The sequence below is a fragment of the Aliarcobacter lanthieri genome (genome assembly GCF_013201625.1).
Classification (GTDB): domain Bacteria; phylum Campylobacterota; class Campylobacteria; order Campylobacterales; family Arcobacteraceae; genus Aliarcobacter; species Aliarcobacter lanthieri.
In genome coordinates, this window is record NZ_CP053839.1 from 269,928 (window position 1) to 292,974 (window position 23,047).

Annotated in this window: 20 protein-coding genes; 11 read left to right on the forward strand and 9 right to left on the reverse strand. The window is 25.1% G+C overall.

What is annotated here, in order from left to right; translation table 11 throughout:
* Positions 1-212 precede the first annotated feature (212 nt).
* The 3 genes from ALANTH_RS01390 (at position 213) to ALANTH_RS01400 (ending at position 5,011) form a co-directional block, all read left to right on the forward strand.
* Positions 213-3,080: an HsdM family class I SAM-dependent methyltransferase gene (locus ALANTH_RS01390; RefSeq protein WP_026807260.1), complete on the forward strand. Its 2,868-nt coding sequence runs from the start codon at positions 213-215 to the stop codon at positions 3,078-3,080.
* Between the two features lies 1 nt (position 3,081).
* Entirely contained in the window at positions 3,082-4,161 is a 1,080-nt protein-coding gene (locus ALANTH_RS01395) for a restriction endonuclease subunit S (protein ID WP_026807259.1), read from the forward strand.
* A 100-nt stretch (positions 4,162-4,261) separates the two neighbouring features.
* A complete protein-coding gene (locus ALANTH_RS01400) occupies positions 4,262-5,011 on the forward strand; it encodes a hypothetical protein (protein WP_026807261.1) in 750 nt (249 codons plus the stop codon).
* On the opposite strand, the gene ALANTH_RS01405 is transcribed toward ALANTH_RS01400, so the two are convergent.
* From ALANTH_RS01405 to ALANTH_RS01415, 3 genes are all read right to left on the reverse strand, one after another.
* The gene (locus ALANTH_RS01405) at positions 4,995-5,795 is read right to left on the reverse strand and encodes a class I SAM-dependent methyltransferase (RefSeq protein WP_026807262.1); all 801 of its coding nucleotides are present in this window, start codon (positions 5,793-5,795) and stop codon (positions 4,995-4,997) included. The two genes, ALANTH_RS01400 and ALANTH_RS01405, sit on opposite strands and share 17 nt — an antisense overlap.
* A gap of 46 nt (positions 5,796-5,841) precedes the next feature.
* Positions 5,842-6,780, reverse strand: a complete 939-nt coding sequence (locus tag ALANTH_RS01410) for a tyrosine-type recombinase/integrase (protein WP_026807263.1) — start codon at positions 6,778-6,780, stop codon at positions 5,842-5,844.
* Positions 6,781-7,655: 875 nt separating this feature from the next.
* The gene (locus tag ALANTH_RS01415) at positions 7,656-8,936 is read right to left on the reverse strand and encodes a HEPN/Toprim-associated domain-containing protein (protein WP_026807264.1); all 1,281 of its coding nucleotides are present in this window, start codon (positions 8,934-8,936) and stop codon (positions 7,656-7,658) included.
* Positions 8,937-9,021: 85 nt separating this feature from the next.
* Between ALANTH_RS01415 and ALANTH_RS01420 the strand changes: the two genes are divergently transcribed.
* Both ALANTH_RS01420 and ALANTH_RS01425 read left to right on the forward strand, forming a co-directional pair.
* The gene (locus ALANTH_RS01420) at positions 9,022-11,079 is read left to right on the forward strand and encodes an ATP-dependent nuclease (RefSeq protein WP_026807265.1); all 2,058 of its coding nucleotides are present in this window, start codon (positions 9,022-9,024) and stop codon (positions 11,077-11,079) included.
* On the forward strand, positions 11,070-12,767 hold the full coding sequence (locus ALANTH_RS01425; protein ID WP_026807266.1) for a UvrD-helicase domain-containing protein: 1,698 nt from the start codon (positions 11,070-11,072) through the stop codon (positions 12,765-12,767). The genes ALANTH_RS01420 and ALANTH_RS01425 overlap by 10 nt, the downstream gene beginning before the upstream one ends.
* Before the next feature lie 137 nt (positions 12,768-12,904).
* Here the strand turns inward: ALANTH_RS01425 and ALANTH_RS01430 are convergent, their stop codons facing one another.
* From ALANTH_RS01430 to ilvC, 4 genes are all read right to left on the reverse strand, one after another.
* Positions 12,905-14,170 (reverse strand): hypothetical protein, encoded by a 1,266-nt coding sequence (locus ALANTH_RS01430; protein ID WP_026807267.1) that lies wholly within the window; start codon positions 14,168-14,170, stop codon positions 12,905-12,907.
* Between the two features lie 70 nt (positions 14,171-14,240).
* Positions 14,241-14,525 (reverse strand): DNA-processing protein DprA, encoded by a 285-nt coding sequence (locus ALANTH_RS01435; protein ID WP_026807268.1) that lies wholly within the window; start codon positions 14,523-14,525, stop codon positions 14,241-14,243.
* 8 nt (positions 14,526-14,533) lie between these two features.
* Entirely contained in the window at positions 14,534-15,703 is a 1,170-nt protein-coding gene (locus ALANTH_RS01440) for a divergent polysaccharide deacetylase family protein (protein WP_026807269.1), read from the reverse strand.
* 41 nt (positions 15,704-15,744) lie between these two features.
* Positions 15,745-16,767, reverse strand: a complete 1,023-nt coding sequence (gene ilvC, locus ALANTH_RS01445) for a ketol-acid reductoisomerase (RefSeq protein ID WP_026803078.1) — start codon at positions 16,765-16,767, stop codon at positions 15,745-15,747.
* A gap of 106 nt (positions 16,768-16,873) precedes the next feature.
* Here ilvC and ALANTH_RS01450 point away from each other — a divergent pair, with 106 nt between their 5' ends.
* Positions 16,874-18,721 (forward strand): RNB domain-containing ribonuclease, encoded by a 1,848-nt coding sequence (locus ALANTH_RS01450; protein WP_026807270.1) that lies wholly within the window; start codon positions 16,874-16,876, stop codon positions 18,719-18,721.
* Here ALANTH_RS01450 and fliW read toward each other — a convergent pair.
* Positions 18,716-19,090, reverse strand: a complete 375-nt coding sequence (fliW, locus tag ALANTH_RS01455) for a flagellar assembly protein FliW (RefSeq protein ID WP_026803080.1) — start codon at positions 19,088-19,090, stop codon at positions 18,716-18,718. The genes ALANTH_RS01450 and fliW overlap by 6 nt on opposite strands.
* Before the next feature lie 64 nt (positions 19,091-19,154).
* On the opposite strand from fliW, the gene holA reads away from it, so the two are divergent.
* From holA to ALANTH_RS01480, 5 genes are all read left to right on the forward strand, one after another.
* Positions 19,155-20,135 (forward strand): DNA polymerase III subunit delta, encoded by a 981-nt coding sequence (holA, locus tag ALANTH_RS01460; protein ID WP_026807271.1) that lies wholly within the window; start codon positions 19,155-19,157, stop codon positions 20,133-20,135.
* A gap of 85 nt (positions 20,136-20,220) precedes the next feature.
* Positions 20,221-20,577: a 30S ribosomal protein S6 gene (gene rpsF / locus ALANTH_RS01465; RefSeq protein ID WP_026803082.1), complete on the forward strand. Its 357-nt coding sequence runs from the start codon at positions 20,221-20,223 to the stop codon at positions 20,575-20,577.
* 22 nt (positions 20,578-20,599) lie between these two features.
* Entirely contained in the window at positions 20,600-21,091 is a 492-nt protein-coding gene (ssb, locus tag ALANTH_RS01470; RefSeq protein WP_026807272.1) for a single-stranded DNA-binding protein, read from the forward strand.
* Between the two features lie 18 nt (positions 21,092-21,109).
* Positions 21,110-21,376, forward strand: coding sequence for a 30S ribosomal protein S18 (rpsR, locus tag ALANTH_RS01475; RefSeq protein ID WP_026803084.1), 267 nt, complete (start codon positions 21,110-21,112; stop codon positions 21,374-21,376).
* 101 nt (positions 21,377-21,477) lie between these two features.
* Positions 21,478-21,648 (forward strand): hypothetical protein, encoded by a 171-nt coding sequence (locus ALANTH_RS01480; protein ID WP_228282873.1) that lies wholly within the window; start codon positions 21,478-21,480, stop codon positions 21,646-21,648.
* On the opposite strand, the gene cysS is transcribed toward ALANTH_RS01480, so the two are convergent.
* Complete coding sequence (gene cysS, locus ALANTH_RS01485; protein WP_029888276.1) at positions 21,643-23,046, reverse strand: cysteine--tRNA ligase; 1,404 nt, start codon at positions 23,044-23,046, stop codon at positions 21,643-21,645. The genes ALANTH_RS01480 and cysS overlap by 6 nt on opposite strands.
* Position 23,047 lies beyond the last annotated feature (1 nt).

Consider the following 23,047-nt stretch of genomic DNA (forward strand, 5'->3'; position numbering starts at 1 on the left):
CTAAAATTATTATATCAAGATTATTTATTAAATTCTAAATTATACAAAATTTTATATCTATTATTCATATTTCATCTTGTATATTTGTAACTTTTATTACTGATTTATTTTATAAAAAAATATTTAGCTTCCGTCAGGTATTCTACATTTGATAAAATGATTATGGTATACTTCAATATTAAATAATAAAGAATTATGGGATATACAATTAAATGAAAATAATAAATAAATTAGCAGTTATAACAGAACAGGAATCAATCAAATATTTAACTGATTATTTTGTAAGTTATATAGAAGATATTAATATAAATGAGAAAAATGTTGATTCTTATGTTCATTCAATTCTAAAAAATAAATTATCTTATACTTCGAAAGAAGCAGAACTTGCAGTAACTAAACTTAGAAATAGTGAAATTAAAATTCCAAGTAAGACTAAACTAGCAAGCGGAACAGGTGAAATTGATTGTGGAATATTTATAAATGATAAGTTAAAAATAATTATAGAAGATAAAGAACCCAAAGAATCAGTAGAACTTGCGTTAAGTGAAGCAATTATTTATGCAGATGGCTTAAATTCAAAAGGTGAAGACATAAGGATAGTTATTGGATTTACAGGAATAGATATACTTTTGAGAGTATTAGACCATACATCTAATAGATGGGTTCCATTTTATATTAATGGTCAAGAGTTAAAAGCATTTCCTGGAAAATATATTTTAAATATAATATATTCTCAAAAAGATATTCATGGATTTATAGTTGAGAATATTAAAGAAGATATAAATATTAGAGATATAATATACAGTTTAAAAAATATTTATCGGACTACTGATCTCCAAAATGATAATCAAAAAACTATTGACTTTACAATTGCTTTTATTGGTTTGAAATCAATACTAGAAAAATATAAAGACCAGGGTATTAGAGGTCTTAAAAATTGGAATAGCCTAAATAACAAAAATAATCCGAAAGATAATAATTCAGAAGATGATGAAGACTTAAGAGATAATTTAACATCTACCATTGATAAAATATTTGAAAAAATGTTAACAAAGGATATTTCCGAAGACTATACAGATCTATTTATAATAAAAGATAGTGAAAATACAGAAACTTTCAATTTTAAAAGAACACTTGAAACATTTCAAACGGACTATCATTTATTAAGTCTAAGAAAAATTTATACTGAAATAACTAAATTGCATGATTTGCACGACTCAAAAATTGATCTATTTGGTGAAGTATATGAATCATTAGGAGAAAAAGATTTTAGGAAATCTTTTGGACAATTTTTTACAAGACGACATATTATTAAAACTTTAATAGAACTAATGGAAATAAATGCTTATGATTTTATTGGAGAATTATATGAAGGAGTAGAAAATAAACAAGTAGTATCTAAGCCAAAATCTCCTAAAAATATTTGCGATCCTGCTTGTGGTACAGGTGGTTTCCTAACAGAATTTTTTAAATATATTAAAGATGAAGCTCAAAAGCATAAAAACTATAAAACTATAGATTTATCAAAATTAGCTTCAAGCTCTTTCTATGGATACGATATATATACGGCAAATGTTACGAGAACAAAGATCAATATGTATTTATCTGGAGATGGATTTTCAGAAATTAGAAAGGCAGATACTTTACAGGATAAAAATATAAATAACAATAAATTTAATTATATAATTACAAATCCACCTTATGGGAAAGGAACATATACTGTAAATTATTCTTTTCAAGAAGGAACTGAAACTGTAATAAAGCCTGTAATAAATAATCAAAGGTTAGAAGTCAATTTTCTTGTAAAAATAGTTGATATGTTATTACCAAAAGGAAGAGCTATGGCTATTATCCCTGATGGGATATTAGAAGCTACAACGTTATCACCATTAAGAGTTTGGTTGTTAAAATACTGTAAAATTGAAAAGATAGTAAGTCTTCCTAAACATGCTTTCGCACCATACACACATGAGAAAACATATGCAATATTCTTTGAAAAAAGATTGATTCCCTTGAAAGATATTAATCAAATAGAAAATGACCCTGATATTTGGAGTTATATTGTAGATAATGACGGTTTCGCAAATTCTGATAAAAGATTTAGAACAGATAGAATGGATGAAAATGGTAAATATTTACATGACGAGTTTAGTCAGTGGAGAGGAATCGACGGAAGTACAAATGATTCTTTAATAATTGAAAGATATAAAAGAAAAACTCAATTAAAAGGTGAAGAATTTTACAACGAATGGGAGGAAAAAATTGAAGGATTAAAGTATGGGTATATCTCATTAAAAGAAATCTTAAAAGATGAATTTATTACTTATCAAACTGTATCTGTAGAAGAAGTTTTAAGAAGACTGAATAGAGAAGTTGAAGAGAAAATTAATATAGAAAAGATTATTGAAAATATTGATACTTTAAATGATGAAGAAATTAGAGCAAAAGAAAAAATATTTGAAATTCTACAAAAAGATCATGAACTAATATTTGATAGTAAAAAAGGAATTTTTAGAGATAATACGAAAACTATTGAACCAAAAGCTTTAACTGTTAAAGATATAGTTGAAATTGTAAATAACAATATACCTAGTAAAAATCTAAAAATCAAGCACCCAAAAGATCTAACAATAAATAAAGAGGGAAAGTATACTTTAAAGAAATGTTATGCACAGATTTTAGAAATTGCTGGAATAAATTATAACTTTAACAATAAGAATCCTAAATACTGGCTAAAAATTGAAGAGAATTTTAAACCATTAACTTCAGTTCAACAATCTACTAAAATTAAAAAAATTTTTCAAAAAATTTATTTATTAAACTCGATAGAAGACATTATTGATTTAGAAGAAAAAGAAATAAAAGAATCTTACATTGAACAAATTGAAAATTATGGTTTAGAATATGATTCTTTTAGGAGTAGTTTTATCGATAAATTAAATCCTATAATTAGAAAAACATTGATATGTACTCCAGAAAAATATTTTAGAGAAGCTAAAACACAATCTTTAATTCTTGAAGACTTTGAGAAAGAAAATAAAGAATTAATTTTAGAGATTAAAAAGTTATTTGGAGAATAGTATGAAAGCTTTACTAAGTGAAATAGCTTATACAGTTAGAGGAGAGGTTATTTCAGAAGAAAATATTTATTATAATTATAATAAAAATGGAATTCCTGTGTATTCATCGAATACAAAAAACCAAGGATTGATTGGAACTGTAAATATGTCATTTTACAATGACTCTAATGCAAAAGGAGAAGCAGGTGAAATAACATGGACTACGGATGGTAATGCTGGTAATTTTATTTTAAGACATGAGCCTTTTCTTTTCACTAATGTATGTGGAAAAATTATAATAAAGAAGAAATATCAAAGAATTATTTCTCCTCAATGGTTGGCTTTATATCTTAATTTAGAATCTAAAAAATATGTTACTTCTAAAGGTGGAAATTCTAAATTAATGAAAGAACAAGTTGATAATATTGAAGTTAATATTATTAATATAAATTTACAAAACAAACTAGTTAAAGAATTTGATATAAGAATAAATAAACTTAATTTATTAATTAGTATTCTAAAAAAACTTAATAATCAAATTAGTAAAAAAATTATTTCAAAAAGTAAAATCTTTTTAATGAAAGAACTATTTGATATTACATCTGGTCGTAGAATTACACAAAATGATATATACAATAATTCTGGTGATTTTCCAGCTGTAACTTCTCAAACAAAGAATGAAGGTATAGCTTGGTATGGAGATAGAAAATGGCTTACAAGCATAGAAAAAAATTCAAAAAAAGTTTATGTTAGTAAGGAATGTTTAACCTGGACTAAAGATGGGGCTAAATGTGGAACTATATTTTATAGAGATTATGAGTTTTATCCCAATGACCATTGTGGAGTTTTAATTCCAAAGTTTGAATTGAATTTGGAATGGGTAAGACAACAAATACAACCAATACTTTATAATCAGGTAATAGCAAAAGATGCTCAAGGTATGTTATATGAAGAACAAATGGCTAATATAGAAGTTTATATTCCAGTTGATGATAATGGTGAGATTGATTTAGCAATTCAAAATAAAATATATTCAGAGTATCATAAATTGATACAAATAAAAAAGAATTTAGAAAATATTTTAGAAAAGTACTCTATATAATTCTTTATTATCATGTATTAGAAAGAAATTTTAAGTTTAAAGTAAATTTAGGCATAATCGAATAAATTAATTAATAATGGATAATAGGATATTATAGTTTATGAAAAAAACTGATTACTCTAAATGGTTTGACTATTCTTTTGGTCCAGTGATAGCTATCGTAGTGTTTTTATTTACGTATTGGCTCGATCCTTTGGGATATGGACCAAAGCAAGTTGCAACAGCTATACCTGCCTTTTTGTTTTCTATTATTATTTTGTTTATAGAGCATGGAAGAATTGTAAGTAAAGAAGCTAAGAAATCTTCTGATTTGTCTGATAGAGTTTATGATGCCGTAAAGAATTATTTGCATGTAATAAGAATTGGTTCACCTGAAAAAGCTATGGAATATATCAACACTAGAATTTCTACCCTTGGTGAAATAAAAAATACTTCATTTAACACGATTCAAGAAATTGAACGATCAAATGAAAAATTTTATTCAATGGAAGAGTATAATAAATTTCAAAAAGAAATAGCTAGATATATTGCTAAACCTTTATTGTGTAAGGAAATTGGAGATAAACATGCATTACAAAGATTTAGAAATACTTTTAACTTAACTAAAAAAAGTGATAAATATAAATATAGATTAATATCTCATTCAGAACCTCAAATAAATTTCATAATTTTAGAATATAAAGATGGTAAAAAAGAGGTCTTATTTAATTGGGATTTTAGAGGATTAGGACAAGACCCTATTGTGCTATTATCACGAGACGATAAGATAATAGAAATGTTTTATATTCATTTTAACAATTTGTGGGAAAGTGCTTCTCCTGACTACGATACAACTAGCGAGAAAGAATAGAAATTAAATCAACTTCATAAAAATATGATGAGTTATTTTCAATTAAATGCTTATTATACCAATGCTTTAACTCTTTTGACATATTCTCATTTAGATAATTTATAGTCCATTTAATAGTATTGCTATAGTATTTATAAAAATCTTGAGGATATGGAGAATTTCTTTTAAAAAGTTCAAAATTTATTTCTTTATGCTCAAAAGTTGAATTTTCAATCCCTTCAAAAACCCTATCTAAATCATAATGTTTAAAAGATTGACTATAATTTACAGAATTAAAAAGTACATTTTCAATATTTATTCTTAATTCATGACTCATAGGACCAAATCTGATTGCCGCACCATCATATTGTCTTATAACTAATTTGCCATTTTGAGATAATTTATCTTTTATACCATCTATAAAACATGAAGGGGATCTCATATATGAAAAAACATTAAATGCCAAGTATAAATCAGCTTCTGGTAAATCTTGAATATTCATAAAATCACTTTCAATATAAGTGACTTTTTTATTCCATTTAGCAGATCTTTTTTGGGCTTCTTCAAGTGCAAGTTTATCTGAATCAATACCAATAAGTTCACAATCAAAATCAATTGTGTTATTTATTAATTCTAACCATAAACCCGTACCACAACCAATATCAACAATTCTATTTGGTTTAAAATTAGAGAAAAGATTTTTAATAAAATTAGTTCTTTCTGGCAATTTTGCAATATGATGCTCATATAACCAATCCGATGAACTTAGTGGTTGTCCTGATAAATTATTCCATTTCTTTTGCAATATAATATCCTATTATTATATATTTATTTTAATAGGATATTTTCTGTTAAGAGAGAAACTGAAAGTTTCTTCTTGGATGTTTTGTTGATAAAAGTTTTCTTTGTTGCTTCATATTTACTTGAGTATAAATTTGAGTTGTAGAAATTGATGCATGACCTAGCATTCCTTGAATATATCTAATGTCAACGCCTTCTTCAAGAAGCATAGTTGCAAAACTGTGTCGAAACATATGTGGAGTTAAATGTTGTTGTATATTTGCTTTTGTTTGATATTTTTTTATCATATTTGCAATAGAATATTCTGTAAATTTATTACTTAATCTATTGATAAAAAACCACTCTTTTTTAAGTATCTCATCTTTAAATAGTGATAAGTATTCTTTTAAGGCTATTTTAACTTCTTGATCACAAATTTGAATAGTTCTTTCTTTCCCACCTTTACCTAAAACTTTTATGTTTCCAGTACTTAAATTAATATCGTGATATTTGATATTACTTACTTCTGATACTCTAAGTCCTGTTGCAAATAATAGTTCCAATATGGCAATATCTCTTGTCAGTGCTTTATATGAATATTTTTCTATCTTGTTAAAGTCTGATTTTATTTTATAAACATATTTAAAAAGCTTTCTTATATTTTGAATTTCAATTATTTTTGGTAGTATTTTATGCTCTTTTATTGAAATTCTCATTTTTCTAAATGGGCTTATAGTAATAATTTCTTCAAATTCAAGATGGGTAAAAAAAGCTTTTAATGTGGCTAATTTTCTTTTAATTGATTTTGGTTTTAGTTCTAAAGTATATAAATGCTGAATATATTCTTTCAATATATCTTTATCAACTTCATTAATACACATAGATTGAATATCTTTAAATGTTTTAAATTGCTCTATATCCATAGTATAAGCAACAATTGTTTTTGGATTTAGATTTTTCTCAAATTTGCAATGAAATAAAAAATCTTGTAGTAACTTGTCTATTTTCATATTTTCTCCTAAAATTGGTTTAGGTATTATCTTATAATGAATATAAGGGAATAGAGTATTCTTTACTAATTAAAATAATATATTTAATTTAATTAGAATATTTTAGTAAGAAACTATATAAAGATTTTAATCTAAAAGTTATATTTATTCTTAAATAGATATTAAACAATGTCAAACTTTTTATTTATATAAGTTCAAAACTTTATCTTTTAATAAGGAACTTTTTCATATTATTAGACTAATAAGCTCTATGTTCACTCTGAATAGGGATTGCCTCTCTCGTTTTATCGATGATGATTCCTTGAGTACTGCTTTTTCTGATATATATCAGAATGTTTTTTACTTTTCTTCTTTTATGTTATATTTTTTAGAAAATAAATTATTAATCTGAATACTACTTGAAAAATTTTAACATTTGACTATTAATAAAATGTGTTAAGAGTCTTTTAATATTTAAAGATATAAATAATACACTATGTGTCGTTAATTATTAAAGAATAGCGTATCTTAACGAGTTAAAATAATATTTAATTTAAGTTTAAATCTATAATTTTGTTAAAAATTCATCTTTAAGTATCTAAAAATAATCATTGTTAGATTTAAGCTAATTGCGAACACTATTAAGATTATATTAAGTATTGGGAAGTTTTACAATAATTTTCTAAACTATTTTTTTATTCTAATTTTAAAATTTGATATTCTTTTCCATTTCTTTCTAGAAATTGACTGGAACTACCTCTAAGTATTTCTTAAATTGTTTATCGTCATTACAATTTAATTTCTCCCATAATTTCTTTAATTGATCTATATTATTTTGCAGTAATTGTATATCTTGATGGCATTTTTATTCCTATAAAATTTTAACTGTGATAAAATTATTTTCTCTCAGCTATACTAACACAATTTTTTATAATACAATTAATCACTGATTGTAACTTATCAACAGAATAAGATCCATTAAGAATTGTTTTTCTTGTTTGTTTAAAAAATTCTTTTTGATAAGATTCTTTATACTCTAGAACACCATGATATGTTTTTATTTTTTCTTTATAATTAGTCCAAATTATTTTTGGAGAAGGATAGTTTTTGACATTTAAATCAAGATAACATTCAATTGCTGCAGCACGACCATTAATATTTGCGGAAAATAATCCTTCTGGACCTTGAGTTTGAAAATTATTAAACTCTTCTAAGTCAGGTAATACAATAACTTGCATATTTGAAGGTATATTTAAAGAATTAACTTTATTAAATGCTTCAATACCTTCTGCATCATTATCAAATACAAATAATATGTTATTTAGAGTATCAATTTTTATAAGTCCTTCTGCAAATTTTACTAAACTTCCAGTACCCGAAAAAGGGTGTCTTTCTGTTACGTCAATAAAGTAAAAAAAATCTTCTATTTCTGGTTTTAATATTGAAAAAGCATGTTTTAGAATATGTACATCTGAACTTCCTTCTGTAGCAATTAAAAAACGATGTTCACGTTTTACATTTGCCTTAAAATCTTCTTCTTTTGCCCATCCTGCTTCTACTAAAGGACCATATTGCCATATAACTTTTTCAGATAAGTTTGAAGAACATTCAGCAAGTATACGTAGAAGAGAATAAGGATGAAGAAAAGAAATTAGACCCTCAAAGTAATTTAACTCTGAATATGCATCTTTTTCAATAAAATCTTCATATGGTAAACATTTTATAGTTGGGATATATTCAAATCTTTTTCTAATTTTTTTTATATCATTATAATCATAAGATGTATATGTATTATCTAAATTTTTAATTGGATACTTCTTAATAAATAAACAAAATTCATCAAAGCTCATAACATTTAATTTTCGACCTTCTTCTTCAAGAAACTGGTATTCTTCTTTCCAATTTTTTACTAAGTCATTATATTCTTTTTTTATAGATTTTAAAGTAAACCCTAAAAGTTCTAATCTAGGGACAATAGTTTTTAGTTCTATAGAAAATGCCATTTCTATAGAAGTTAGATTTTGATTTTGTTCTTTATCGTAGTCGTAATTAATATAATCTGATTTTACAGGTATTCTGTTTTCTTCTTGGAAAATTACACCATGGTCTATGCCCATTGAATTTTTACTCCAACTAACTGATAATTCACCTATGTTTAAAGATATTTCTGTTCCCATACTTATTCTTTTTATGAATTTAAAATAATTGCTCTACTTAATTATATTATAATATAATACAACATAATTTATAAGTAGGTCTATTATGTATATATCAAAAGTTAAAATAACTAATTTTAGGAATTTCAAAAGTGAAGAAATATTATTCAATGATGGAATTAATGTCATTATTGGACAAAATAATGCAGGGAAATCAAACTTAATTAAAGCATTATCTTTAGTATTAGATGGTGAAAGAATTAAACGACTTGATATAGATGATTTTAATAAATCATTGACTTTTAATGATTTAAAAGATAATCCACCAAAGATAACCATTTCTGTATCAATTAGTAAGGGGAAAGATGAAACCCCAGATGACCTTCCCACAATTTCAAATTGGTTAACAAAGCTTGATGCTTCATATGAATCGATGTTAACATATGAGTTTTTTTTACCTGAAAAAAAACATGAAGAATATATAAGTACAATAACTTCATTACCTGAAGGAGATGATAGAACTGAAAAAACATGGAAAATTGTAAAAAATGATTTTTTAAGATTCTATACATATAAAATCTGGGGTGGAGATTTGATAAATCAAGCTCAAGCAGATTCTGAATCATTAAAAAAAATAGATTTCCAATTTCTAGATGCAATTAGAGATGTAGAAAGGGATATGTTAACAGGAAGAAATACACTATTAAGAGAAGTTTTTGATTTTTTTATGGACTATGAAATAAAAATAGATGAAACAAAATCACCTGAAACAAAGTTTTCCGAAATAAAAGATAGACAAATGGAATTTTCAGAGAAGGCTGATATCCTAATACAAGAGCTTACTGCTAGAATTGCATCAGGGAAAGAAGAAATTCTATCTTATGCAAAAAATACTGGAGCTTCTTTTAATAAAGCAAACCCTAACTTTGAGGGTACTTTTTCAGAAACAGAAATGTATTCTGTATTAAAATTAATTGTAGAATATGAATCAGGTATTAAGATACCTGCAACACACAATGGATTGGGTTACAATAATCTAATATTTATGTCTTTACTTCTTGCTAAAATGCAAGTGAATGCAGATGTAAACTATCTAGATAATAATGCAAAAGTTTTTACTACATTAGTAATTGAAGAACCTGAAGCACATCTTCATCCTGCTATGCAATATAAATTTTTAAAGTTTCTAAATGAGAATAGAAAAGAAAAAAAAGTTCGTCAAGTATTTGTTTCAACACATTCAACACATATTACTTCTGCTGTTTCTTTAGATGAAATAATTTGTTTACATAATGAAAATGGCATAAGTAAAATTGCTTATCCAAAAAAAGTATTTTCAGACAGAGAGGAAAAAAGTAAAAAGTACATACAAAGGTTTCTTGATTCAACAAAGTCAGATATGCTTTTTGCACAAAAGGTTTTATTTGTGGAAGGTATTGCAGAACAACTTTTAATGTCAATTTTTGCAAATTATCTAGATAAATCATTAGAAGATAACCATGTTGCTATAATCAATGTAGGAGGCAGATTTTTTGATCATTTCTTATATTTATTTGATTCAACAAAACCTTTTACCATCAACAAAAAAATAGTTTGTTTAACAGATAGAGATCCTGAAAGAAAAGAGAAGCCTAATGGAAAATTTAAAAAGTGTTATCCCTTTGAATATAATATTGATTTAGCTAATTATGAATATAGAACAAATGTACATGCTGGTAAATATCTTGAAGACGAACATCCTAATATTACTTTTTTTAGTCAACCTATTGAATATGGAAAAACATTTGAATATGAACTTTTACTTGCAAATCCAACATTAAAAATTTTACTAACGGACTCAATTAGTAATAAAGAAGAATTAGAAGATTTAATGGACTTATATAATGAAAGTGGCAAAACATATCAAGATTTACTAAGTAGATTAAGTACAAGTGCTGAGAACCAAAGAATTAAAGATGGTCTTAATTGTAGTACATTAAATGAAGAAGAAAAGAAAAAGTCCATAATTGCTTCAAGATATCTAAACTCTGTTGGAAAAGGTGAAAATGCACTTGAACTTTCATATGTTTTGCAAGAGAATTTAAATAAAAAAGGAACAGCTGAGTACAAAGATTTCATTGTACCAAGTTATATTAAAGAAGCGATAGATAAATTATGTCAGTAATAACAATAAATTCTAGTGATATTATTCCTGATATAGAAAGTCATTTTAAAATACTTGCTGGTCCAGGAGCAGGGAAAACATACTGGTTAACAAATCATATAAAAAATGTACTTCATAATTCAGAGAAACTATATAAAACGAAAAAAATAGCTTGTATCACTTATACAAATACCGCAACAGAAACTATTCTAAAAAGGTTAGGAACATCAATAGATAGAGTAGAGGTTCAAACAATTCATAGTTTTTTATATAAAAATATTGTTAAACCTTATTTATCGACAATTGCACAGGAATACAACTTCAATGTAAAAGAAATGAATGGGCATGATGACATTGTGTTATCTAATTACAGCTTTATGAATGAATGGAAAATAAGAACAGGCCAGCGAAGAATCAGAGATGATAATGCAGTAATTCAAGCATTTAAAAATCTTAAATGGAAATTTGATAATGGTGAGTTAAAAGTAAAAACAGATTATCCTTTTAGAGCAGATGGATATATAATTAAAAACGATTCTTATATAGAATATAAAAAAATGACTTGGGAAAAAGGTTTACTTCATCACGATGATGTTCTTTTTTTTAGTTATGAGATTTTGAAAAGTAAGCCTTTTTTAGGAAAACTTTTAGTTTCAAAATTTCCCTATATTTTTATTGATGAATTTCAGGATAGCAACCCTATTCAGGTTAAGATATTCAAAATATTAGGAAATGAAGAATCAACAATAGGTATTATAGGAGATATTTCTCAGTCTATTTATAAGTTTCAAGGTGCTGATCCCAGTCAATTTAGACTATTTGATTTAAGAAATATAAAAGAGTATTGTCTTTTAGAGAATCATAGAAGCTGTAATGAAATTATAGATGTATTAAATATGGTTAGATGTGATATTTCTCAAATTAAAGTAAGAAATATTTCTAATGAGAAACCTACAATATTTATTGGAAATATGGTTAATGCTTTGCAGAAAGCAAAAGAAATATGTTCAGGAGAGCTAGTTCATACACTTTCAAGAAATAATATTACTTCAAATGCTATGAAAGCTGAAATAAATGGTTCGTGCCTAAATAATAAGCTATTAGAAGAGATTATAATAATTGATAAACCTTCTTCGAGCAATAAATATAGAAGTAAACTAATCTCTTCTTGTATTAAAACTGTATCATATGCAAGAGAAAAAAAATTTGGAGATGCTATTAAAGAACTAGAAAAATTTTTTAGCTTTAAAGATAAAGAAAAAGGTAAGAGAAAATCTTTATGTTATATTTCATTTCTCTTAAAACATTATGAAGTATATAAAGATTTAAATCTTATATGTTTTACGCAATTTGTAAGAGATAATTTAGTTAATGATTTATCAAATTTTAGGGAAGGAACAGCTAAAAGTTTCTATGAAACACACACTTTTGAAGAATTAAGCCTATGTGTATCTATTCCTGAAGATAAAAGTTTGCATAAGACTATACATAAGTCAAAAGGTGATGAATTTGATAATGTATTATTAGTGTTAAGGGAAGAGAATGATTTAGAGTTTCTTCTCAACCCCAATTTAAGTGATGATGAAGAACATAGAATTAATTATGTTGCAATTAGTAGAGCAAAAAATAATTTATTTATTTCTATTCCTGCAGTAAGTAGTGATAAAAGAAATATTTTAGAACAGTATTTTAATATTGAAGAATTATAAGGGTTCAGAAGATTTAAAGATAATTAAAATAAGATATTTTTTAGTGTGATATGGGGCATTCCATATAGGTTAATCATACTTTTTTTAAGAAATTAGTAACTAAGAGACAATGTAAAGATTTTAATGTAAATGATAGTTTATATAAAATACCTAACTGGTTCATTATTAAGTTTCATCATTCTACGCATATTTCTAGTTGTTCGTTTTCGTTGATTTATTTTTAGATATTTATTATCAAATTGTTTGTTGTAATATGCAACTAAATTAAAAAGTGCTATTTCTATAATTTCTTTTATATTTAGATTTTCATATTTTTTAGTATTAATTTTTGGAAAAGCCTCGTATTTATTTATTAATTGAAAATTTAAACGATACTTTTTACAAAATAAATTAATATTTATTTTTTCTATTGACATGTAAATATAATTAAAAATATTTTTTAAAAATTTATCAATATTAAAAATATCTTTATGAAAGTTCTCAAATAACCAAATATGATTTAATTCATTTTTATCAAAAAAAATAAGTAAATAATTTTTAAATTTAAAATTAAATGCTAAATAGTAAAAACAATAGTTATAAATAGTTGATTTATCATAATTATTAAAATTATCAACATATTCATGTAGATATTTAATTGAACTTAAATATGTAATTTTACACCCCAAATTAGTTAAATAAGTATTTAATGATAGATATATAGTATTAAAATATGATTTATATAAGAAATAGGTTTCATCTGATTTATAATAAATTCTATTAGGATCTATATTAATATCAATTAAAGCTGAGAATTCCTTTTTGATTTTTTGATTTTTTATATAGTCAAAATATATTACATCATCGAATGGTCCTTTTAAGTTTGTATAAGGTGAAAATGATTCAAGAACATAAGTGTCTTTTTTTAATTTATCAATAATTTTTGTGAAACTTCCATCAATTTCTATATTACCAAATGTAGGGAAGAAACTCCTAATTTTATTTAAGTTTTGACTCTTTGTAGTAGAAAGTTGAAAAAAATGATAATAGAATATGTTCTCAATACGCTTGTCAAAAAGTATTCTTGCTACAAATAATGCAGAAATACTAGAACATTGTCTCACATTATCTATTACCATATTAGATGACTCAAATGAAGAATTATAAAAAAGGTGATTTATATTTCCACTAAGTAGAGCTTTTTCTAGAGTTTTATTTTTTAAATAAAAGTGTTTAATAATAAATTTGCAAGGTATAATTAATCTACAATTGCTATAAATAAAAACATATGCCCATTCATCTTTATCAAGATCTTTAATTTTATAAATTTCATTTTCTAATAAGATATTTTTTATTTGGTATAGTTTTTGTTTATATTTAGAGATTATATTAAAAGTTTTTGTTTCATTATGAATGACTTCCATATGATATTTTTCTTTTTTATATTTTGATTACACTAGTATATTTAAATTTATTGTTGTATATTTAAGTTTATTATTGTAAATGACAAATCATAATAGTATTTGAATAACCTGCTGATTTATGTGCAATTGTATCTATCCCTATTGCTCCTCCACTTACAATTATATTATTAGCTTCGGATAATAAGTTTACAATCCTTTGAGTCACATTTATAGAATATTGTGATGGATGACGGCTTCCAATAACTCCTATTTTCTTCTTTTTTAATAGTTCAAGGTTCCCTATATAATATAAATTCTTTGGGTATTGACTCATTTGTTCTAGTTCTTTAATTTTAAAGTCAATATGATTTATCATAAGATTTCCTAAAGATAGGGAAGCTGATTTATAAATATTGGTTCAATATCATTTAATAGATGTTTTGACTCTTTTAGAACTTTAAATGTAATCTCATAAGGATGCCCAATAGCTATTGCATATCCTTGTTTTTTTGCTATTTTTACAGCTGATTTTAATTGATTTTGAATAGAAGCAAAATTTCTATCATTATCTAAAAAAGTATCTCTTACTATATATGGGATTTCATATTTTACTGTTAGTTCTTTTGCTACTGAATTTACAGAAGTTTTACTATCTACAAAAATAAAATTATATTTTTTTAAAGCTTTAAAAAGATTATCCATTGCTTTATAATTTTCAGTAAATACTGAACCTGTATGATTATTTGTATAAATTGCTTTTGGATACCACTCTCGAAGTTGTTTTACTCTTTTTTCTATTACTTCATAAGAATCTGTAATATTTAAAGTATTATCTTCAAAATTTTTAAATCCACTTGAAGCTTGTAATGGAAAATGTATCATATATAAAGGTAAATTTTGTGCAATTTTTGCAGAATTAGGATGCCCTTTTGTAGGAGGTAATAAAGACATTGTTATAGGGTATCCTATATTTAATATTTTTTCTTTTTGAGTTTTTGTTACTACATCATCTATAATAATTACAAGTTTTGGTTTATCATTTAAATTGTGTTTATATTTATCTTTTTTTGTTGTAATTGTTGTATTAATTTCTTTTTTTTGATTATTTTCTTTGATTATTTCTTCTTTAATTTCAGGATTAGGTTCTTCTTGAGTTTCTATATATTTTTGTTGTTCTTTAGATTCTTTTTTTTCTATTTCTTCAACTTTTTTGAATATATCATCTTTTATATCTTTTTTTAAGTTTTCTTCATATTCTTCTTTTTCATCTAATTTTTTTATAGTATCTATTAAAACTTGTTTTTTAGGTAGGTTTATATTTGATAAAACTTCTTCCATCACCTCTTGATTTGAATATGTTTTTTGTTCTTTTAATATATTGTCATTTTTTTCAATTCTTATTTCTTTCATATCTTTATCAAAAAAGAAATAACCAACAGCTAAAAATGATAAAACGAATAGTAGTATAATGATAAAGTTTTTAGCTAAGTTCTTTTTTCTAAGAACTCTTCTTATTGGGGATATCTTTCTTTTTTTTCTAATTTTTTTAGTCATAAATTAAAAGTACATTTTAAGAGCAAAGGCTCTTAAAATATTTAGTTAGTTTCTTGATTTACTATTTTTTTAGCTGCAATCCAAGGCATCATTTTTCTTAATTTAGCACCTGTTTGCTCTAATAGTGAAGCTTTAGTTAATGCTCTTTCAGCATTCATTCTTGGGTATCCAGCTTGTCCTTCAAGGATAAAGTCTTTTGCAAATACTCCATTTTGAATCTCTTTTAAGATTTGTTTCATTGCTTGTCTTGATTCATCATTGATAACTCTAGGTCCTGATACATAATCTCCATATTCAGCAGTATTAGAAATAGAATATCTCATATCAGCTATTCCACCTTCATACATTAAATCAACAATTAATTTTAATTCATGTAAACATTCAAAATAAGCCATTTCTGGTTCATAACCAGCTTCAACTAAAGTTTCAAATCCAGCTTGAACTAATGCAGTTGCTCCACCACATAATACAGCTTGCTCTCCAAATAAATCTGTTTCAGTTTCATTTTTGAAAGTTGTTTCAATGATTCCTGTTCTTCCTCCACCAATTGCACTTGCATATGCTAAAGCAACTTGTTTTGTATCACCACTTGGGTCTTGGTGAACAGCAATTAAATCTGGAATTCCTCCACCTTTTGTAAACTCATTTCTTACAGTATGTCCTGGAGCTTTTGGTGCAATCATTAAAACATTTGTTTTTGAACAAGGAATAATTCTTTTATAGTGAATGTTAAATCCATGACCAAATGCCAAGTAAGCACCTTCTTTTAAATTTGGTTTAATTTCATTTTCATAGATTTCAGCTTGATTTTCATCTGGTAAAAGTATCATAACTAAATCAGCAAGTTTTGTAGCTTCAGAAACAGTTAAAACTTTAAAACCTTTAGCTTCTGCTTTTTTCCAAGAAGAACCATCTTTTCTTAATCCAACAACAACTTCAACACCACTATCTCTTAAATTTTCAGCATGTGCGTGTCCTTGAGAACCAAAACCAATCATTGCAACTTTTTTTGATTTGATTAACTCTACATTACAATCTTTGTCATAGAATACATTTATTGCCATATCTTATCCTCTATTTTTTGAAAAATTTAAAAAGATTATACAAAAAGCTAACTAAATATAAGATTTAAACTACTACAATATAAACAAATATAAAAAGGATATAAAATTGTTAAAAGATTTATTTATAAAAATACAAACAAATATTAGTAATTTTTCAAATAATGAAAAAAAAGAGTTAGAAAAATTTATAAAAGATGAAATTGTAATAAAAGTAGATGAACATTATGAAATAAACTCTAAATATAAAATAGCAACTTTAAAAATTGAAAAAAACTTTGCTGTTTTAGAAGATTTAATAAGCCCATTAAAGAATGTAAAAATTGAATTAAATAAGCTAAATGGGGCATTTGATAACGATTTGGTTTTAGCAAAAAGGATTTTTAATCCAAGAAGTAAAACAAAAGCAAAAATAGTAAAAATTCTTGAAGGTAAAAAAACTGAAATTTTAGTTTATGTATCAAATAAAAATTTTTATACACTAAAAGAGCATATAGAATTAAAAAGTAATAAAGCAATAAATTACAAAGATAATGATGTAGTAATAATAGATAATAAAGAGTTTGAAGAAATTAAATTTATTGGGAATTTAGATGAGCCTAAAATAGATGAATTTATCTCTTTATATTTAAATGGTGAGAATTACAGAGATGAAATAAAAATTGAACCAGAAGCTTTTATGAATGATGAAAAACAAAGAGTAGATTTAACAACTTTACCATTTTGTACTATTGATCCAAATAGTGCAAAAGATCATGATGATGCAATATATTATGATGTTGAAAATGCAACTTTATATGTAGCAATAGCTGATGTTTCATTTTTTGTAAAAGAAAATAGTGATTTAGATAAATTAGCATATAGAAAATCTTCAACTATATATTTAGCTTCGAGAACTTTACCAATGTTACCTCCAATTTTAAGTGAAAATCTTTGTTCACTGAAAGAACAAGAAACTAGATATGCTTTTGTTTTTAAATTAGTATTAGATTTAAAAAATTTAAGTGTTAAAAAATCCGAACTTTTTGAAGCTATTATAAAATCTCATAGAAATTTCTCCTATGGAAGAATTGATAGAGTTATTGATGGATACTTTGATACTTATACAAATTTAGAAAAAGAGATTTTTGATTATTTATTACCACTTTATGAGGTTACCAAAACATTTAGACAAAAAAGATTAAAAAAAGGTTTTGATTTTAGAACACAAGAGAATAGGTTAAAACTTAAAAACCATCTTCTACAAAGTGTAGAAGTTGAAACTTCAACCGCTTCTCATCAATTAGTAGAGGAATGTATGTTACAAGCAAATATTGAAGCTAGTAGAAAAGTTGGAAATATTGGAATTTTTAGAATTCATGAAGAACCATCTTTTAAAAATATTTCAAAATTAGTTGATGATGTAAATATTTTAGGGGTGAAAGCAAAACTTCAAGATAGTGTTAATAGCACAATTTTACATATTCAAGAAGAGGCAAAAAAAGTACTTTTGAGTAATGAAGTAGATGAACTTATAATCCAAAGTTTAACTCAAGCAAAATATTCTTCAAAGAATTTAGGACATTTTGGTTTAGGATTTTCTTCATATGCTCATTTCACAAGTCCTATCCGAAGGTATTCTGATTTAGTTCTTCATCGTATATTAAAGTCAAAACAAATTCCAAAAGATATAGATGATATATGTTTACATATTTCTAATCAAGAGAGAAAAATAGATCAAATAGTTTGGGATTTTGAGGATAGAAAATATGCAAGATGGGCAAATAATAATATTGGAATAGAGCTAAAAGTAAAAATAGTAGATACACAAAGAGCTAAAGCAGTTTGTTATGACAAAATGGTTGGGCTAAAAGTAGTTTTAGAAAATTATAAAGCACAGAAACTATTTTCAAAAATAAAGGTGAAAATAATTTCTGCTAATATTGCAACTAAAGTGATTGTTGCAACTATTTTATAAATGTACGCATTTATTTAAAGAAGCTAAATATGGCTCAACTTGTTCACTTGTAACATATTGTCCAACTAGTTTTTCTTTTTCATTTATAAAAATTGGAGCAACTAAGTTTACAATTGAATGTTCTACTGGGTCTTGAGAAACAACTATAAAATAAGTGTCAAAATCATCTTTTGAACTTATTTTTAATTTTTCTAAACTAGATTGATCTATAATAAAATCAAATGATACTTTATTTAAAGCTTTAATATTTATGATAGATATCTTCGTGTTTCCATCTAATTTTAAAAATGAGAAAAACTCATCAACTTTTTCAACTTCTAAGCTTGAAACATTTTCAAAACCTAAGATAGGAAGAACTATTTTGTACATAAAAACCCCTTAATTAAAAATAATAAAATTATAATAAAAGAAAACTTAGGATAATATTTTATTTATGTATAAAAATGAATTTGATAAATATCTAAAACAAAATAAAAAATTTGATGCATATATGTTTTATGGGCAATCTACATTTCTAATTGAACAATACTCATCTTTAGTTGCACAACTTGTTGCTAATGGTGATGAGATAGAAAAATTATATTTCGAAGAGTATAATTTTAAATATTCAAAAGATAGATTGTTACAATCATCACTATTTACTACAAATAATGTATTATTAATAAAAATAGATAAAAAAATACCAAAAAAAGAGCTTGATTCATTAGTTGAAGCTTGTAATACAAATAAAGATAGTACTTTAATTCTTGCTTGTATGGGAGATAGTGAATTTAAATCTATGGAGAGTAGTTTTAGTTTAAAAAACAATGCTTGTTCTATTAGATTTTTTGCATTAAATAATAGTGAAGCTATAGGTTTTTTACAAAATGAAGCAAGAAGATTGAAAGTAGATTATGAAGAAGGAGCTTTAAGTCATTTATATTTTATGCATAGACAAGATTTAAGTTTAAGTGCAAATGATTTAAATAAATTAGCTATTCTTGATGAAAAGATTACTATAAAAACTGTTGATTTGCATTGTTTTGGTGTTGGAAGTGTAAATTTTGATGAGTTTTTACAAAATTTACTTAGTTTCAAAGATATTAGTGAAGATATAGCAAGACTACTAGAAGAGGGAATGAATGAGATTTTTATTTTAAATCAAATTGCATCTTTTATTCAACAACTATTTATGATTAGTTCTAATGCAAGACTTTATGCTGTTGTAAATCCAGTTGAAATTTTGGGTTATAATCCACCAAAACATATTTGGGAAGCTAAATCAAAACTAGCAATAAACATAAAACCAAAACAGTTTTTAAAGATGTTAGAGTTTATTTTAAATTTAGAATTAGAGATGAAAACTTCAAAAATAGATAATATTAATCTATATTTACAAGCAAGTTTAAGAAAATTTATAGTTTTATTTAGATAAAATCACAAACTTTACAAAAAAATTAATCCTTGCTGATAGGTCTAGGAAATGTAAAGAAAATCGGCACAATCTATAAGGAGAACGAATGTCTAAATTAAAACATTATGAAACAATGTTTATTTTAAAGCCTACATTAACTGAAGAAGAAACTGTAGCACAACTTGAAGGTGTTAAAGCACTATTTGAAAAAAATGGAGCTGAAATTGTTGCAACTGATAATATTGGAATTAGAGAGTTAGCATACGAAATTGAAAGATGTAAAAGAGGTTACTATTATGTAATCTATTTTAAAGCACCAGCAGCTTCAATTGCTGAAATTGAAAGAAATTATAGAAATAATGAAGAATTAATCAGATTTATTTTCATTAAATATGAAACTAAAAAAGAGATTGCTTCTTGGACAAAAATGAGTGATGAGGCTTTAAAAAAAGCTGCAAAGTAACACTTTAATAAGGAGCCTTTAAATGTATAATAAAGTAATTATGGTTGGAAACTTAACTAGAGATATAGAATTGAGATATTTACCATCTGGTTCAGCTTTAGCGAAAAGTGCTATTGCAACATCTTTTAGATTTAAATCACAAACTGGTGAACAAAAAGAAGAAGTTTGTTTTTTAGATTTTAATATGTTTGGAAGAGCAGCTGAGGTTGCTAATCAATACTTAAAAAAAGGTTCTAAAGTTTTATTAGAAGGAAGACTTGTATTTGAGCAATGGACTGCACAAGATGGAACTACAAGAAGTAGACACTCTTTGAGAGTTGATGAGATGAAAATGCTTGATTCAAAAGGTACATCAGAGCAAGGAAGTAGTTATAATCAACCTATGCAAAATCAGTACAATGAACCTAATCCTTCATATAACAATGAATATAATGGTGCAGGAAGAGAACAACAAAAACCAAGAGTTGTGCAAAATATTCCTGAAATTGATATCGATGACGAAATACCGTTTTAGAAATAAAGGGAGATAATTATGGCAGAAAGAAGAAAATACGGAAAAAAATCTTGTAAATATACAGAGATGAAAGTTGAGTTTATTGACTATAAAAATACTGAATTATTAAAAATTTCAATGAGTGAAAGAGGTAAAATTATGCCTAGAAGACTTACTGGAAATTCTAAAAATGCTCAAGAGATGGTAGAAAAAGCTATTAAAAGAGCAAGACATATGGCATTAGTTCCATATATTGTTGATACAAAAAATATCACAGATACTGCTTACGCAAGAACATTCTTATAATAATTTATAAGGATATATAAAGGGAAGAAGATTTAATCTTCTTCCCTTTTTTCATTTAAATAGGTTTAATATTGAAAGACAAACTGACAACGGCTTTAAAATTGCGTTTTGAATACTATAATATATATGAAGATAAAGAAGAAAGTTGGCATAAAAAGTATAAATATCATAAATTATATAAAGTAGTAGTAAAAAGTTTTGAATATGATTTTAAAGATATTGCTAAGATAATGCCAAAATTACTTCTAGAAGAGTTTAAAGAAAAACTATAGTTTTTCCCAAACTGTTCCATTAATTGTATCCATTAAAGAAATCCCAAGTTTTGACAACTCATTTCTAATGCTATCTGCTTTTATAAAATCTCTTTGTTTTTTAGCTTCATCTCTTTGAATAATCAACTCTTCTATATTAGTTTTAGTTTTGTCATCTATTCCAAATTGAAAATATGAGTAAGCATCACTTCCACCAACTCCTAAAACATATTCAATAAACTCTATATTTGAAACTAATTCTTTTTTTAAGTTTTTATCTTTTTGATTTAAATCTAATTTATCATTTCCATTGTTTATCATTTCATCAATTAAAGAAAGTACAATAGAAGTATTTAAGTCATCATTTAAAGCATTTAAGATGTTTGATTCAAAATCTTTATTTATATTTGAACCATCAATGGCATAAACTCTTTTTTTTAGTCTATAAAGCTTATCAAGTCTTTTTTTTGAAGCTATCAAATCTTCTTCATTAAAGTTTAAATTTGCTCGATAGTGAGTAGAAAGTAGATAAAATCTTATAACTTCACCACTATAAGAATTTAAAACATCTTTTAAAAAAAATGAGTTTCCCAATGATTTACTCATTTTTTCACCATTTATATTTACAAAACCATTATGCATCCAATATTTTGCTAAATGTTGTTTTGTTGCACATCTTGTTTGACTAGCTTCATTCTCATGATGAGGAAATAGTAAATCAGCTCCACCAGCATGAATGTCTATTTGAAAAGTTTCATTCTTATAAGCTAAATGTTTATCAATCATCGCACTACATTCAATATGCCATCCTGGACGACCTCTTCCAAAATTTGAATCAAAACTTACATCATCTATCTTTTCAAATTTCCATAGAGCAAAATCAGCATTATTCCTTTTTTCTTTGTTTATTTCAACTCTTGCAATTGTATTTTCATCATTTACTTTTTTTGATAAAGTTCCATACTCTTTATCTTTTGAGATATCAAAATAAATACTATCACTTGTTTTATATGCAATATCTTTTGAAAGTAAATTTTCTATCATCTCTTTCATAGCTTCAAGATTTTCAGTTGCTTTTGGTTCTATAGAATTTGGTAAAATATTTAAAGAGTTCATATCATTTTTATAAGCATTTATATAAAAGTTTGTAATTTCTTTTAATGTTTTACCACTTTCATTCATTTTTTTTATAATTTTATCATCAATATCAGTAAAATTTTTTGTCATAATAACTTCATAAGAGTTTGCTTTTAAAACTCTGTGAAGTAAATCAAAAGCAATAGCACTTCTTGCATGTCCTAAGTGTGAATCATCATAAACAGTTGGTCCACAAACATATATTTTTGCAATATTAGGTTTTATTGAATGAAATTCTACTTTTTCTTTTTTTGATGAATCATAAATATAAATCTTTTTCATT

Coding starts and splice junctions, on each gene's coding strand:
- ALANTH_RS01390 (WP_026807260.1), top strand. CDS start 213: ATGAAAATAATAAATAAATTAGCAGTTATAACAGAACAGGAATCAATC.
- ALANTH_RS01395 (WP_026807259.1), top strand. CDS start 3,082: ATGAAAGCTTTACTAAGTGAAATAGCTTATACAGTTAGAGGAGAGGTT.
- ALANTH_RS01400 (WP_026807261.1), top strand. CDS start 4,262: ATGAAAAAAACTGATTACTCTAAATGGTTTGACTATTCTTTTGGTCCA.
- ALANTH_RS01410 (WP_026807263.1), bottom strand. CDS start 6,780: ATGAAAATAGACAAGTTACTACAAGATTTTTTATTTCATTGCAAATTT.
- ALANTH_RS01415 (WP_026807264.1), bottom strand. CDS start 8,936: ATGGGAACAGAAATATCTTTAAACATAGGTGAATTATCAGTTAGTTGG.
- ALANTH_RS01420 (WP_026807265.1), top strand. CDS start 9,022: ATGTATATATCAAAAGTTAAAATAACTAATTTTAGGAATTTCAAAAGT.
- ALANTH_RS01425 (WP_026807266.1), top strand. CDS start 11,070: ATGTCAGTAATAACAATAAATTCTAGTGATATTATTCCTGATATAGAA.
- ALANTH_RS01430 (WP_026807267.1), bottom strand. CDS start 14,170: ATGGAAGTCATTCATAATGAAACAAAAACTTTTAATATAATCTCTAAA.
- ALANTH_RS01435 (WP_026807268.1), bottom strand. CDS start 14,525: ATGATAAATCATATTGACTTTAAAATTAAAGAACTAGAACAAATGAGT.
- ALANTH_RS01440 (WP_026807269.1), bottom strand. CDS start 15,703: ATGACTAAAAAAATTAGAAAAAAAAGAAAGATATCCCCAATAAGAAGA.
- ilvC (WP_026803078.1), bottom strand. CDS start 16,767: ATGGCAATAAATGTATTCTATGACAAAGATTGTAATGTAGAGTTAATC.
- fliW (WP_026803080.1), bottom strand. CDS start 19,090: ATGTACAAAATAGTTCTTCCTATCTTAGGTTTTGAAAATGTTTCAAGC.
- holA (WP_026807271.1), top strand. CDS start 19,155: ATGTATAAAAATGAATTTGATAAATATCTAAAACAAAATAAAAAATTT.
- rpsF (WP_026803082.1), top strand. CDS start 20,221: ATGTCTAAATTAAAACATTATGAAACAATGTTTATTTTAAAGCCTACA.
- ssb (WP_026807272.1), top strand. CDS start 20,600: ATGTATAATAAAGTAATTATGGTTGGAAACTTAACTAGAGATATAGAA.
- rpsR (WP_026803084.1), top strand. CDS start 21,110: ATGGCAGAAAGAAGAAAATACGGAAAAAAATCTTGTAAATATACAGAG.
- cysS (WP_029888276.1), bottom strand. CDS start 23,046: ATGAAAAAGATTTATATTTATGATTCATCAAAAAAAGAAAAAGTAGAA.